The following is a 15,658-nucleotide window of genomic DNA, read 5'->3' on the forward strand; positions in this document are numbered from 1 at the left end:
CTTAATTATATAAGATTCATATAATCATGCTGTGTCTCATTTATTGCAAATTGAGTTTCGTCAAGCTCATTGCATAATGTTTTGCTTTGTTCAGTTAATTTGCTGATTTGATTTGATAATTCTTCTTTTTGACTCAATAAGGATGATTTTTCTTGAGTTAAATTCTCTTTTTCTTTTGTTAAATTGCTAACCTGATCGTTCAATTGAGATTTCTCTTGAATTAGTTTCTGTTGCTGCGTTTCACATTGACTTTTTTCTTGAGATAGAACCTTAATTTGATTTTTTAACCCTTCTACGTTAGTTATTTCTGAAACTTCTTCTCCATAGAGTTTGTTTAAAATATCATAATCAACATTCAAGTTATCGAGATCTAGCATTGCATTTAAACAACCAATCTTATTATGAGATACACTAGTATTAACTGGTTGTAATTTATACTTACCATCTACTTTGCTTACAGTAACATTAGGAAGATTCTGTCCTCGAAAATCACATAAAAGTGGAGCAGATATAAAATTGATAATGGCCTCGTTAAAATCGTGGCGACCGTAGATATAAGTCTTTGTATCAGCAAGTTCTCCTATTTTCTTATTTTCTGCGTTATACAAATCTGCTATCATACTAGTTTCTGTTTCGTAATTGCCCGGCTTAATATGAATTTCCTTGTTTACATATGACTCAAGGTTAGTACCTTCTGTTACTTTTATCGCATCTAATGATATAGGAAAATTAGTTTTCTTGCCGGAGTTATCATCTACAATGTCAGCCTTTAATTTACCCAGATTACTCTTATACACTTTTAGGTCTATTTCTCCTGCCCTATAAGACATTGAATTGTCACATTGCATACTTTCTATTCTAAAAAGAGTCTTGTCACTAGATTTCTCAAATAAAAATCGCTGTGAAGGAAAAGTAGCAACATCTTGACCATCTTCTGATTTTAATATCAAAGAAAAACAGTAATCATTTACTGCTTTTTGATCAAATTTTAAGATTGGATTATTTTGAGACATATTACTCTCTCTATTAACTATATTACCAATTCTACAATAAAAAGATAAAATATTTACTAATTTTGTAATTAAATTAGTATTTTACTATTTAAAATAATTGATTTTTACCTATGCTGCATGTATCTAAACTATTAAAGACCTTGATGTATGAGTATGTTGATAATTAAAATTATTTCTCTTATCGTGCCGCTGCTTCTTTCAGTTGCCTACCTTGTGTATTTTGAACGCAAGGTAATTGCCGCGATGCAGCTTAGGCATGGCCCGAATGTTGTTGGCCCCTTTGGCCTACTGCAACCATTTGCTGATGCGATAAAACTGCTACTTAAAGAACCAATTGTACCTTTTAAAGCTAATAAACTAATTTTTAGAATTGCACCTATGCTTACTTTTGTTTTAGCACTAGTTGCATGGGCTGTGATTCCTTTTGGTGCTGATGTTATAATGGAAAATGGTAGACAAATCATCGTGCCGCATGCAATTGCCAATATCAATGTTGGTGTTCTATACCTTTTAGCCATATCCTCCTTGAATGTATATGGAATTATTATGGCTGGCTGGTCGAGTAACTCTAATTATGCCTTTTTAGGGGCAATTAGGTCAGCTTCACAGATGATCTCATATGAAGTTTCAATTGGCCTTATTGTTGCCACTGTGGTGCTAACATCAGGAACACTAAAACTTGGGGAGATGGTTGTAATTCGCCACAACATGCCTTTTTGGATCGATTTATTACTTCTGCCAATGGCCGTAATATTTTTTATTTCACTACTTGCAGAGACCAATCGCCATCCTTTTGATCTACCAGAAGCAGAAGCCGAGCTTGTTTCTGGATATAACGTTGAATATTCATCTATGCCGTTTGCTTTGTTTTTCCTTGGTGAATATGCAAATATGATTTTGGCTAGTGCAGTAATGACCATCTTTTTCCTTGGAGGTTGGTACCCACCTTTAAACATTGATCTGCTTTATAAAATTCCAGGTTTAGTATGGTTTATTTTAAAGATAGTTTTTCTCCTGTTCTGTTTCATCTGGATTAGAGCTACCATACCGCGCTACCGTTATGATCAGCTTATGCGCTTGGGTTGGAAAGTGTTTCTACCTATTTCTTTAGCTTGGGTAGTGCTAGTTGCTGCCATCCTGCTTTATACAGGCCATATACCAAATTCAGCTTAAATGGGAACTGAATTTAAAGACCAAACTGTCCCTATAACTATTCCAATAGAGCAGGGAATATAAGATTTTTCAGCTTTATAAAAAATAGACTAATATAAATAAATATGCTTATTTAGGAGAATTAGCAACTACTGTTATGACGCAAAAATATTAAGATGCTTATTATTGCTACAGGAGTAATACCAGATATATTTTTTGCAGCCCCCAGTGTTGCTGGACGAACTGCTTGTAATTTTTCATATACCTCATTGGATAATCCTTTAACCTTTGAGTAATCAAAATCGTCTGGTATTTTTGTATTTTCTTCTTCTTTCAGAAATCTTAAATCCTCTTCTTGCCTTGCTAAGTATGGTTTATATTTTGCTTCAATTTCAATTTGTGCGCGCACTTCTCTTGAAAAGTGTTCCAATTCTGGCCATATTTTTTGTAATTTATCAAAATTCATATCCGTATAACCAAGCAGCTCAAGTGCTGTTTTTTTTGTTCCATCTTTAGCAGTGAATGGTAGAAGATCAAAATAACTTATTTTTAGATTTTCTAATGTATCAGTAAGCCTATTTATCAACGCAAGTTTATCTTGTAAAACTGCATATCTTTTTTGTGATACAGAAGAAATATCATATCCTTTTTGCGTTAATCTTATGTCAGCATTGTCTGATCTGATTGTTAGCCTATACTCCGCACGTGAAGTAAATAGTCTATACGGCTCCTCAGTTCCTAAAGTAACTAGATCATCAATCATAACACCTATGTATGCATCACGGCGACTAAGAACAAAATTGTCTTTATTGTCAGATGCAGAAAGTGCAGCATTGATTCCTGCTATAATGCCTTGCCCGGCTGCTTCTTCATAGCCGGTTGTTCCATTGATCTGACCAGCAAAGTATAACCCTTTTATTTTTTTTGTTTCAAGAGTGTGATGTAATTCTCTTGGATCAACATAGTCATATTCAACAGCGTAACCTGGCCTTAGTATAACTACTTTTTCTAAGCCTTTTATACTTCTTAACATTGCCTGCTGCACTTCAGCTGGTGCAGATGTAGAAATACCATTTGGATATATGGTGCTACTACATAATCCTTCTGGTTCAAGGAATATCTGATGGCTACTGCGTTCAGCAAACCGCTTTACCTTCTCTTCAATGGAAGGGCAGTACCTAGGAGCTTTAATTTCGCCTAAGTCAGAGTGAGATGCAGATTTATGTAAATTCTCCCTAATGATCCTATGAGTGTTTTCATTAGTAGCAGTAATGTAACACGATACTTGCTTTTGCTTTATCTCATAAGATAAATAAGAAAAAGGTGTAGGGGGATTATCCCCTTTTTGCTCTTGCAAAACAGAAAAGTCTATAGTATTACCATCTAGCCTTGGAGGTGTACCAGTACGCAGTCTCCCTAAACTGAACCCATATCTCTTTAATGTGTTTGCAAGTGCTACTTCTTGTTTCTCACCAACTCTTCCAGCTGGTGTTTTTTCTGCGCCAATATGAATTATCCCACGAAGAAAAGTACCAGTAGTAAATATTACCCTACCTGCAAGTATATGTTGACCATTACTTACGATGACACCATTTACTACTTTTTTAGTATTGACTAAAATATCTTGAACTGACTCCTCTAAAACAGTCAAATTATCGTAGTTTAAAATTACTTCCTGCATTGCTTTTTTATAGAGTTGCCTGTCTGCTTGTGCACGTGGTCCCCAAACTGCTGCACCTTTACTTCTATTTAACATAGTTGAATGAATACTAGCTTTATCTATAACAGTTGCCATGACTCCATCTAAAGCATCTATTTCTTTAACAACTGTTCCCTTTGCAATCCCTCCTATTGCTGGGTTGCACGACATCTCTCCTATGGTTGATGTTTTGTGAGTTATAAGTAAAGTCTTAGCACCAATGCGCGCAGCTGCAGTTGCAGCTTCACACCCTGCATGTCCACCACCAATTATTATGACATCATATTGATACATTTGTAGTAAAAACTAAAATTTGGTTAATATAGTATGTAAAATATTATAGTTTTACAAATAATTGTGCAAAAATCACAGTTGATTCATATATTTTTATTGAAAATTGCTTGCATTCTTTGCTTCTTTTGTTATAAGACTTGTGGCGAATAGGCTTTTTATGTCTGTTGTACAAAATATTAATTATAGGTAGGTCTCATGAAAAAAATATTATCTATTACAACAGCTCTTACATCTTTAGTTGCATTTTACGGGATAAATGTTTTAGCTGATCCATTAGTTGAAGTTGAACAAAAAAATGTGAATAAAGAGGTTGAGCAAAGGAAAATTTCTCGCTCTGACGAAGAATCTGATTCTGAAGTTTCGAGAGTGAACAAAGCAAAAATAAAACTTGAAGAAAAACGTGTTTGTGGCAAAGGAGAGAAAGCTTGTGGATGCAAGCATAACTCATCTTTCAAAGAAGGGCCACATATTACAATTGGTGGAGGGTTTAACACTCAGTTCCACAAAACATCTGATGTCAAAGATTATGATATCATTCCTGGTGATGATAAGTTTGCTGATGCAAATGCTCTATTTGGGGAGTTCAGTAATGGTATAGCTGGTGATTACAGTAAAACTTCTGGCACATCAGTAGATACTACGCTTAATATCAGAGCGGAAAATACAAATTATGATTTAGGTTTGGCATATGGTGCTGATATAAAGCTAAATGTACCAATAACAAAATCTAGTGGTATGCGTAGTCGTGGTGCACATATTTTTGCCAATACTGAATTTGGTGACATGAACGTTGGTTTCATGGAAGGTGCAGAAAGCATAATGCGTCTCGATGCATCAAGAATTGCAGCTGGTGATGGTGGTGCAGATAGTAACTGGTTTAGAAAAGCTAACCTTGAGGGACATAAAGGTAATTTTCCTTTTTATGTAACTCCACGTCTTTACAGTGAATCACTTTTTAGTGAGAGTGACTGGCTTTCTTTCCGTGATGCGGTTAAGTACAATAAGAGCTTTATTGACACTCAACCATTTAGAGTTTCTTACTTCTCACCAAGCTTTATGGGGCTTAAAGCTGGAGTAAGTTACTCACCAAACTACGATAGTGATTTATTCACAACTGGCGGTATGCAGAAGATTAAATATATTGATCCCGCTCAAAACCCTGGGAATAATGCGGATGTTAATGCACAAGTCCTAAACAAAAGTTGGTATAACACAGCAAATGCTGCGCTGAAGGCTGCACGTGATCTTAAGGGAGTTTCTGTTCTTGTTCAGAATGCTGCTGCTATAGTTTCTCGAGATGCCGCTATCGCTGCTATTACCATTGCTGAAAGGGTATATAATGAAGCTAGAACATATAACCAAAACCTTCCTGAAATTCAAGCAGCGCTGATTGATCCAGCCAATATACCTAATGTCGCTGATGAGATGAATGGAGTTGTGCTCACACAAGCGGCTCATAGTATAATTACAAACATTGTAACTGCTCGTGCGCAATGTCTTATTGCTAACCCTGCTGGTGTTCCTAATGCTGTTGCTAATGTTGCTGCTAGAAATACAGTTATTAATACAGGTCAAGCTATTGCCCGTATTGCTGCTTTAGCTTCAGGTGGTGCTAACGCTGCTGTTAGTGCAGCAAATGCTCTTCCTCAAGTTGGAGGTAACCCTCACCCTGCTATAGCTGACGTTGCTGCAGAGAATACTTTGATTACTCGTGTTGCTGCTAATGGTTATCTATATGATATTGCCGTTGGTGGTGGTGGTGCTCCTAATGATGATGCTGAGCTTGCTGCTGCTCCTGCTCCTGCTGCTGCTGATGCTGGTGATGTTCCTGTTGCTTCTACTACAGTTAGGGCTCATGCAGAAAATGCCGCTATTGCTGCTTTCCGTGCTGCTGCTACGGCACAAAATGCACTGGGCGTAAGCTTAGGTACTGCTAAAGAGTTCTACACGTTGCTTGCGACTAGTGGTAACTACGTTGGACCTAATTATGAAAACATAGTTAGCGGTGGTGTCTCTTATGAGTATGACTTTGATGACTTTAAAGTTAAAGTTTCAGCAACTGGTGAGAAAGGACAAGTAAAAGACATTAAAGGTGATCGTTACGGTATGTACGGTAAGTACAATGACTTAATGGCTTTCAACTTAGGTCTTTCAGCGGAATACTTTGGTTTCAAATTTGCTGCTTCTTATGCTAACTTGGGTAAATCTGGTCAGCCAAAAGAAATCTGCATAAAAAATGCAGACAGCAAGTATGATTGCAAAGATGACAAAGTTAAGGCGCTACAAAAAGACACTTATTATTGGACTGCTGGTGCTGGGTATGAGTTTGGCAACGCATATGTAAGTGCAACTTACTTTAAGAGTAAGTCAGCTGAAGCTAATGAACTTTCTGATATCGTCATTGGTGCTGAATATAACTTATCTTCAAATGGCAGTAAGAATCCTTTAGTTCCATATGTCACATGGCATCATTTCGAAGCTAAAGAAAAAGAATTGCCTTCTGATAAAAAGAACAACAAAGGAAATATCTTCCTTGTTGGTGTTAAGCACAGCTTCTAAATTACAAACTAGTTACTTGTATTGCTACAAGTAACTAGTTTTCCTTTTTAACTATTTTTTTAAAATTCTTTAAAAGTTACTTAAAATATTCTTGCAGAGGTTTTACTTCTAAGCTTTTATTTTTTAAACTCTGTATAGCAAGAGCTAAAGCCTTCGCACCAGAGGTTGTTGTGCTATATGGTATTTTGTGCAGTACCGCTGTTTTTCTAATACTTGCACTTTCTGATATTGATTTTTTTCCTTCTGAAGTGTTTATCACTAAATCTATCTCTTTATCTAAAAGCATATCGACAATATGGGGTCTACCTTCTCTAACTTTATTGACTACTTTGGTTTCTATATCTCTTGCACTTAAGTATAAAGCAGTACCTTTAGTTGCATATATTTTAAAACCTAAGCTTTGAAACATTTTGGCAATAGGCACTATCAGTTCTTTATCACTTTCTTTTACTGAAATAAACATTTTGCCATGCGTTGGTAATCTATGATTTGCTGCCAGATGTGCCTTAGCAAAAGCAATTTCGAATGATGAATCAATACCCATAACCTCACCTGTTGACTTCATTTCTGGACCAAGCAAGGCATCAACATCTGCAAAGCGCGAGAAAGGAAATACAGCTTCTTTTACGGCAATGTGACTTAACTGTTTTTCTTTCTCAATTTCTTTTATATCTTCAAGTTTTGCTCCAAGCATTATTTTAGTTGCAATTTTTGCAATAGGAATTCCAGTCGCCTTAGAAATAAATGGCACTGTTCTACTCGCCCTTGGATTAGCCTCCAGCACATAGATCTCATTATTATAGATTGCATACTGTATATTGATAAGCCCTTTTACCCTTAAAGCTAAAGCCAATTTGATAGTCTGTTGCTTTATTTTGTCGGTTAAATGACTATCTAGTGTATAAGGAGGTATAGAACATGCAGAATCACCAGAATGTATCCCAGCTTCTTCTATATGCTCCATAATTCCAGCAATATAAACTTGCTTACCATCGCAAAGAGCATCAACATCAACTTCAATGGCATTAGTTAAAAACTCGTCAATAAGCAGAGGTCCATAATTTAAAACTTTTGAGTGATTTTCAAGATATTTCTTAAGATCCGTTGTATCATGTAAAATTGACATAGATTGCCCACCTAAAACATAGGAAGGCCTAATCATAATAGGGAACCCAAGTTTACTGGCCTCATATATAACCTCATCTTCTGTAAAACAGATACTGCTCATTGGTTGTTTTAATTTAAGATTTTCAATCAATTCTTTAAATCTCATTCTATCTTCAGCAAGGTCTATAGAATCAAATGATGTTCCTAATATTTTTATTCCACGCTTATTAAGAATTTTAGCCAATTTTAGCGGAGTTTGCCCGCCAAGTTGCACGATAACTCCTATCAACTCACCATTCTCTCTTTCCTTCTCTAATATTTCAATAACATCTTCTTCTACGAGCGGAGAAAAATAAAGACGATCGGAGATATCATAGTCAGTTGAAACAGTTTCTGGGTTGCAGTTAATCATTATAGTTTCATAGCCCATCTCTTTTGCTGCCCAAGCTGCGTGTACGCAAGCATAATCAAATTCAATACCTTGACCAATTCTATTTGGACCACTTCCAAGTATTACAACTTTTCGTTTATCTGAAGGGTTCGCTTCACATTCAGTTTGTTCTATAGCATTGCCCTCATAACAGCCATACATATAATTTGTACTAACTTCAAACTCTGCTGCACAAGTGTCTATATGCTTATAAACTTGTCTTATACCTAGCTGCTTCCTTATGCTTTCAACATCCTCCACACTTTGTTTGCTTAGCTTAGCCAATCTATTGTCAGAAAATCCCATTTTCTTCAGCGGCAAAATTGCAGCTTTAGTTTGAGGAAATCCGTTTTTTTTGACTTCATCTTCAGCCTGAATTATCTCTTCAATTTGTTTTAAAAACCACAAATCGTAACCTGTAATTTCATTAATCTCATCAATGCTAATATTATGGCGAATTGCATCGGCAATAATCAGCAGCCTCTCTGGAAGTGGCTTTGCAAGTAGAGATTTTATATAATCAATATCAGAATTTTGAGGCAATACTTCATCTAAACCAGTATAATCATTTTCTAGCGAACGTAGGGCTTTTTGTAAAGATTCAGAAAAACAGCGTCCAACTGACATAACCTCGCCAACAGACTTCATTGAAGTTGAAAGCTCCTTACTTGCTCCAGGAAACTTATCAAAATTAAAACGTGGTATCTTAGTTACAATATAATCCATTGCTGGCTCAAAAGCAGCGGGTATAACCGGTGCAACATCGTTACGTATTTCATCGAGTGTGTAACCTATAGCTAACTTTGTTGCAATCTTTGCTATGGGAAAACCTGTAGCTTTGGATGCAATTGCTGAAGAGCGTGAAACTCTGGGATTCATTTCAATAACAAGCAAGCTACCATCTTCTTTGGGATTAACAGCAAATTGCACATTAGCACCACCTGCGCTTACTCCTATTTCTCTAAGAACCGCAATTGATGCCTCTCTCATCTTTTGATATTCAGCATCACGTAAAGTGAGCACTGGAGCAACTGTGATACTATCTCCCGTATGAACACCCATAGGATCTATATTTTCTATGGAGCAGACAACTATACAATTATCTTTAGAATCTCTAATAACCTCCATTTCATATTCTTTCCAACCAACTACTGATTCATCTATTTGTATCTCACCAATCGGAGAAGCCTCTAGCGCCTCACTAGCTTTTCTTAGAAATTCTTCTTTATTGTAGGCTATTCCACTTCCTGTGCCTGCTAAAGTAAAAGAGGATCTAATGATTGCTGGCAGCCCTATATAACCTAGTGCATCTCCTATTTGCTCTATATTTTTAATTATTATGCTTTTAGGATATTTAAGCCCTATATTATCCATAGCAGCACAAAATAAACTTCTATTTTCAGCTTTTTTTATTGCCTCTTCATTGACGCCTAAAAGCTCAATGTTATACCTACTTAATACACCACTAGCCCCAAGTTCCATGGCACAATTTAGGGCAGTTTGCCCACCCATAGTTGGCAGTATTGCATTTGGCCTTTCCTTTACGATAATTTTTTTTATAATTTCAGGTGTTATTGGTTCAATATAGGTAGCATCAGAAAGTTCTGGATCTGTCATAACTGTTGCAGGGTTAGAATTAACGAGAATAACCCTATAACCTTCGCTTTTGAGCACCTTGCAAGCTTGAGTTCCAGAGTAGTCAAATTCACATGCCTGTCCTATAATAATTGGACCCGCTCCTATTAGTAAAATAGATTCTATATCTGTGCGCTTTGGCATAACTTATTTACTTTCTTTATTATTTATTAAAGTATATAGACTTTTAGGAAAAAGAAATGATAAAATTTAAAGTAACCAAACAATCGGGTAAAGCAAGAATTGGCGAAATTCACACTCCTCATGGCACTATTTACACCCCAGCTTTTATATTCTGTGCAACCAAAGCTGCAATTAAAGCTGTAGATACAGAAAGGGTTACAAGTTGTAATACGCAAATCATTTTATCTAATACCTATCATCTTATGCTGCAACCAGGAGAAGATACAGTAGCAAAGCTTGGTGGGCTACATAAATTTATGAACTGGAGCAAACCAATGCTTACTGATTCTGGGGGTTATCAAATATTCAGCTTAGGTCACGGCTCAGTTGCCGAGGAGATTAAGGGAGTAAGAAATAATACTAAAAGGACATTGATTAAAATCAATGAAGATGGAGCAGTTTTTCGCTCTTATATTAATGGTCAAGAGTACTTACTTACGCCAGAAAGATCAATACAGATACAACAAAAACTAGGAGCAGATTTAATTGTTGTTTTGGATGAATGCACTCCATTTCACGTTAGTCGAGAATATACAGAAAAGTCAATGAGAATGAGTCACAGGTGGGCCGAAAGGTCTTTAGTTGAGTTTGAGAAGAATGATAGCGGTAAACAGGCTCTTTATGGTATTATTCAAGGAGGAGTTTATGAAGATTTGCGCATAGAGAGTTGTGAATTTGCAAATAGTATGCCATTTTTCGGTCAAGCAATAGGAGGCTCCTTAGGTAGCAGTAAAGAACAAATGTATGATATTGTTGCATTTATAACTAGTAAATTAGCTGAAGATAGGCCAACCCACTTACTTGGTATTGGTGGTATAGAAGATATATTTCATGGAGTAGAACTTGGCATTGATACCTTTGATTGCGTTCACCCAACACGTCTAGCAAGGCATGGCAGTGCACTGGTTAAGACACAAAATAGAAATTCTTTTTCTTCTAAGCGTAAAGAGCATATCAATTTGCGTAATCAAAGATTTAAATTAGATGAAGACCCTATTGAAAGTGATTGTGAGTGTTTTACGTGTCTGAACCACTGCAGAGCATATATTCATCATCTTTTAAAAGCAAAGGAGCTACTTGCCTATAGCCTAATTACAACACATAATATTTATTTTATGAATAGTTTGATGTCATCAATTAGAAAAGCAATTGTTAATAATACTTTAAAAGACGAAAGAAAAAATTGGATTTAAAAATTGATATAAATACTTTATTATAAAGTATAGTATATTATAATTATTATTATTTTATAATATAATTAAATATATATTTAAAGAAGGAGTGTTTCATGTCAGGTACAGAGTCAAGTGGGGGGCAATCTTCTAAAGGTTTCTTTCATTGGCTAAAAAACACTTGGCTAGGCAAGCTTTGGAATTGGATTATTAGCTGTTTTAGGCGAGAACAAGAAGACACAGAGCCTCAATTGACTTCGTATGGGAAAGTACAGGAGGGGAAAATAAATGATAATAATGGTCAATCTCAGTCTTCTGAGGTAGAACGAAACGAGGTTAATGGGTCAAATATAACAGAAGAGGGTAAACTTGATTTAACTAAGTACGATTCACTATTAGATAATAGTCATGCAAAAAATCGTGTGCGAAGAAAAACTCGCCCACCTAGCATAGAAAAAAGACATAATGATGCCCTGTCAAATTCACCATCAAGCCAAAGCGAAAGTGATGATCAAGCAGATATTGGTGCAACCGATCTAGAATGGGAAGATGAACATAATTCTGATGTAACCTTGCTCCAAGGAACTTCACCACAACTGCAGCAAAAACCTGGTAGCAGCGACACAAAAGGAGAAAAGGATAATAGACAAAATACTGGAAAAAGGAAGAGTAATTTTGAAACAAAGGGTATAAATGGAAATAGTAATACTAGAAATAAGGGAAAACGTAAAGAGCAAGTTCTAGGAAGGAAAGAAGAAATAGACGAGAAAAAGAAGAAAAAAGGAGAGGAAACTCTAAAAAAGAGCGAAGAAGAACAAAAAGGAGCCGAAGAAAGAAGGAATATAGCAAATAAACAAAAGAAGCCAAGCGTAAAAAAACAACAAAAGAGAAGTAGAAGCGTAAGTAGTGATCATTCTGAGCACAATGGTAACAGCCCTAGTTCAAGCATATCACGCTCTAATTCTTCTACATCTTTATCAAACGGTCAAGGGCGTTGATTTAACTTTTAATTTATGGTATAAAATTAAGATGAATTGGATAAAAAGTTTACAAAAAAAACACAGCTGCAAAATATTATTAGCTGTTTGTTGTGCAGTTTCATGTGGGGCTATTTTATCATTACTTGCCAAAGAAGCTTCGTCAGGTAGTGCTTCAGCAGTTGCAGTTCTTGCTAAAGTACTAATAGATAGTGTTTTTTGTTTAGCTTTTTCTTTTTGCTTATATCAATTGCTAGTTTCTTCATTTAAAGAAAAAGAAACAGTACTTATTGTTCCCCTTCAAGCACAAGAGCTTTTAAATGATCCAGTTGCTAATGAAGCGTATGTTGCTTTTTTAAAAACTATGTTTCCAAGTGCGGACGAAGAACATATAAAGTATCAGTTGCAAGAATTGATATATGATCCACAATTTACTCAATATATATACAACCATTCCTTGTTGATTTTAGGTTTAATTGAAAATCAGACTATAGACCACAGGTTACAGTCATGCAATACTTCACAGCCTCATCAATTTCAGGAACACGAATTGGATTAAAATTATTTTTGTTAGTTATTCAATTGAAACTTTATATTAAGTAATACATACTAAGTATGTGTTACTTTTTTATTACTTATGGTAGACTATAGCAAAATATTTGCTAATAAAATAAAAGATATAAAAGATGAGGGGCGTTACCGTCAGTTCATAGGGTTTATATCTTCGCCAGACCAGCTTCCTTATAAAATAGATTGTGAGCACAAAAAAAATGTCGTTGTTTGGTGTAGTAATAATTATCTAGGAATGGGACAGAATGAAAAAGTTATTGCTGCAGTTAAGAATTCCTCTACTAATATAGGAGCGGGAGGGACAAGAAATATCTCAGGTACTACAAAGGAAGTTGTAGAATTGGAAGAATCTTTAGCTGATCTGCATCAAAAAGAAGCTGCTTTAACTTTCGCTTGTGGTTATTTAGCTAATCAGACTACCTTAAGTACTTTACTTTCAATTATTCCTGAAGTAGTAGTTTTTTCTGATGAAAAAAACCATTATTCTATGATAGAGGGAATGAAAGTTGGTAAAAGTCCAAAATATATATTTAAACATAATGATGTAGATGATCTTAGATCCAAACTAGATCTGGTTAGCAAAGAAGTACCAAAGATAATAGCGTTTGAATCTATCTATTCCATGGATGGGAGTATTGCACCTATCAAGCAGATATGTGATCTTGCTGAGGAATATAATGCTCTTACTTATTTGGATGAAGTGCATGCAGTTGGGATGTACGGCAAGCGTGGTGGTGGCATAGCTGAGGAATATAATCTTATGGATAGAGTTACTGTAATTCAAGGCACCCTTTCTAAAGCATTTGGAGTGATGGGTGGGTATATTGCATCCTCAAAAGATTTGATTGATGTTGTCAGAAGCTTTGCTCCTGGATTTATCTTTACTACTGCGCTGTCACCTATCTTAGCAGCTGCAGCAAAGGCAAGTGTTGAGCATTTAAAGTTAAGCAGTACCGAAAGGGAAAAACAAAGAGAGATGGTAAAAAAAGTCAAATCTTCTTTTACAAAAGCTGGGATAAAATTTGTACTTACTGAAACTCATATTATTCCGGTAATTATAGGAGATCCAGTGTTGTGTGAAAGGGCATCCAAAATGCTATTTAATGAATACAACATTTATGTACAACATATAAACTATCCTACAGTTCCTAAAGGTACAGAACGATTTAGAATTACCCCAACACCATATCATAATGATAGTATGATTGAACATCTAACACGTTCACTTGTGAAAGTCTTTGAAGAGTTATCGATACCACTACAGTTTAAAAATTTGCATGTAGAATATAATTAGTAGAGATAAAAAGTTAATACCAATTTTATATTATCAATTCTAATAGCATGTAAATAATAAGCTTGAAAATTAAAAATGATACTTTATAAAGCGTATACATAAATATTAATTGGGGGGTGGTATGTTAGCAGATTTTATTGAGGATACAGCAATTTGTTGGAAAAACATAAAAAGAAAAGTGGATCCCACAGGAAGATATATTAATATATGCATAAATACTGGCTTTATTCTAACAAGTTTCCTTCTTCTTCAGGAAGGGCTACATAACGTATCGACACAAAAAGATAGACCATTACTTGAGGTATTTCGAGATACCATGTCTCCATTTTCAACTACTGCAGTAATAGCTAGCGTTTTCTATACTATGCTTATATTAAATTGTGTTGAAAAAGCTTATTATGATGTTAATGCAGCTCTCCCAGAACTCGAAGAGATAGAAGATGTTCAACCTTTAAACAATAGGCAAAGAGAGGAAGATCGTACCAGATAATCAAGTAAAAATAACACTCTCAGCATTATTTGTAGGCTTTTCAATGATCCTACCGATAATGCTGACTGTTTCTCCACTTTTAGTTAAGCTATTGCAAACATCACCTATATTATCTTGTGCTATCACTAGCACCATTCCTATGCCACAGTTAAATGTTTTTAACATTTCTTCCTTTTCTACTTTACCCTCTTTGCTGAGCCAAGTAAAAATTTCTGGCCATTGCCAAGAATCTATCTCTGCTGCTAAATGATGTGGCAGGATTCTTGGTATGTTATCTATAAGCCCCCCTCCTGTGATGTGAGCAATGCCTTTAATTTGAGACATAATAGGCAGCAGAGAGTTTACATAAATCTTTGTTGGCTCAAGTAGAATCTCTCCCCATAATTTCCCGTGCCAAGGAGATAGATCACTATAATTTATACTACAGTTTTTGATTATACTACGAACTAAAGAAAATCCATTAGAGTGAATTCCGCTAGAGTGCACACCAATTATAACATCGCCTGCAGTTATGTTTTGTGGCAAAATTTTACCCTTATCTACTACCCCAACTGCAAATCCTGCTAAGTCATATATACCTTTTTTATACATGCTAGGCATTTCAGCTGTCTCTCCACCAATTAACGCTACTTTTGCTTCTTTACACCCAATACCAATACCACTTATTACAGATAATACTGTATCTTCATCTAGACTACCTGCTGAAAAATAATCAAGGAAAAACAAAGGCTCTGCCCCTTGGGCTAATACATCATTTACGCACATTGCTACCAGGTCAATGCCGATAGTATCATGCTTATTTATCTCTTCAGCTATAAGCAATTTTGTGCCAACACCATCAGTAGAAGAAACCAATACAGGATTTTTATATTTTTTACATAAAGCAGCAAAATCAAACAGTGCAGCAAAAGATCCTATATCACTGATTACTTCATCTCTAAAGGTTGACTTTGCAATTGGTTTAATTTTTTTTACTAACTGATTACCCAGTTCAACATTCACCCCAGATTCTAGGTAAGTCCGCATAATATTATTAAAATAGTGTTAACTAATTGTAATAAAAACATAAGCAAGAATCAATGA

The 15,658-nt window shown here is 35.5% G+C and carries 11 protein-coding genes; 7 read left to right on the forward strand and 4 right to left on the reverse strand.

Annotated elements, in window-relative coordinates:
• Positions 1–5 precede the first annotated feature (5 nt).
• Entirely contained in the window at positions 6–1,013 is a 1,008-nt protein-coding gene (locus tag AACL19_RS01805) for a hypothetical protein (protein ID WP_339046221.1), read from the reverse strand.
• Positions 1,014–1,160: 147 nt separating this feature from the next.
• On the opposite strand from AACL19_RS01805, the gene nuoH reads away from it, so the two are divergent.
• Complete coding sequence (gene nuoH / locus AACL19_RS01810) at positions 1,161–2,186, forward strand: NADH-quinone oxidoreductase subunit NuoH (protein WP_339046222.1); 1,026 nt, start codon at positions 1,161–1,163, stop codon at positions 2,184–2,186.
• Positions 2,187–2,307: 121 nt separating this feature from the next.
• On the opposite strand, the gene mnmG is transcribed toward nuoH, so the two are convergent.
• Positions 2,308–4,158 carry a tRNA uridine-5-carboxymethylaminomethyl(34) synthesis enzyme MnmG gene (gene mnmG / locus AACL19_RS01815; protein WP_339046223.1) on the reverse strand — a complete coding sequence of 617 codons (1,851 nt, stop codon included), beginning with the start codon at positions 4,156–4,158 and terminating at the stop codon, positions 2,308–2,310.
• A gap of 195 nt (positions 4,159–4,353) precedes the next feature.
• Between mnmG and AACL19_RS01820 the strand changes: the two genes are divergently transcribed.
• The gene (locus AACL19_RS01820) at positions 4,354–6,717 is read left to right on the forward strand and encodes a porin (protein WP_339046225.1); all 2,364 of its coding nucleotides are present in this window, start codon (positions 4,354–4,356) and stop codon (positions 6,715–6,717) included.
• 76 nt (positions 6,718–6,793) lie between these two features.
• Here AACL19_RS01820 and carB read toward each other — a convergent pair whose 3' ends face one another.
• A complete protein-coding gene (carB, locus tag AACL19_RS01825; RefSeq protein ID WP_339046227.1) occupies positions 6,794–10,033 on the reverse strand; it encodes a carbamoyl-phosphate synthase large subunit in 3,240 nt (1,079 codons plus the stop codon).
• A gap of 56 nt (positions 10,034–10,089) precedes the next feature.
• On the opposite strand from carB, the gene tgt reads away from it, so the two are divergent.
• From tgt to AACL19_RS01850, 5 genes are all read left to right on the forward strand, one after another.
• Complete coding sequence (gene tgt / locus AACL19_RS01830) at positions 10,090–11,265, forward strand: tRNA guanosine(34) transglycosylase Tgt (RefSeq protein WP_339046229.1); 1,176 nt, start codon at positions 10,090–10,092, stop codon at positions 11,263–11,265.
• 95 nt (positions 11,266–11,360) lie between these two features.
• Complete coding sequence (locus AACL19_RS01835; RefSeq protein ID WP_339046231.1) at positions 11,361–12,242, forward strand: hypothetical protein; 882 nt, start codon at positions 11,361–11,363, stop codon at positions 12,240–12,242.
• Positions 12,243–12,273: 31 nt separating this feature from the next.
• Positions 12,274–12,780, forward strand: a complete 507-nt coding sequence (locus AACL19_RS01840; protein ID WP_339046233.1) for a hypothetical protein — start codon at positions 12,274–12,276, stop codon at positions 12,778–12,780.
• Positions 12,781–12,858: 78 nt separating this feature from the next.
• On the forward strand, positions 12,859–14,085 hold the full coding sequence (gene hemA, locus AACL19_RS01845) for a 5-aminolevulinate synthase (RefSeq protein ID WP_339046235.1): 1,227 nt from the start codon (positions 12,859–12,861) through the stop codon (positions 14,083–14,085).
• A gap of 121 nt (positions 14,086–14,206) precedes the next feature.
• The gene (locus AACL19_RS01850) at positions 14,207–14,575 is read left to right on the forward strand and encodes a hypothetical protein (protein ID WP_339046237.1); all 369 of its coding nucleotides are present in this window, start codon (positions 14,207–14,209) and stop codon (positions 14,573–14,575) included.
• Here AACL19_RS01850 and purM read toward each other — a convergent pair whose 3' ends face one another.
• Positions 14,576–15,601 (reverse strand): phosphoribosylformylglycinamidine cyclo-ligase, encoded by a 1,026-nt coding sequence (purM, locus tag AACL19_RS01855; protein WP_339046239.1) that lies wholly within the window; start codon positions 15,599–15,601, stop codon positions 14,576–14,578.
• Positions 15,602–15,658: the final 57 nt, after the last annotated feature.

It is taken from the genome of Candidatus Mesenet endosymbiont of Agriotes lineatus (genome assembly GCF_964019585.1).
In the GTDB taxonomy this organism is placed as follows: domain Bacteria; phylum Pseudomonadota; class Alphaproteobacteria; order Rickettsiales; family Anaplasmataceae; genus Mesenet.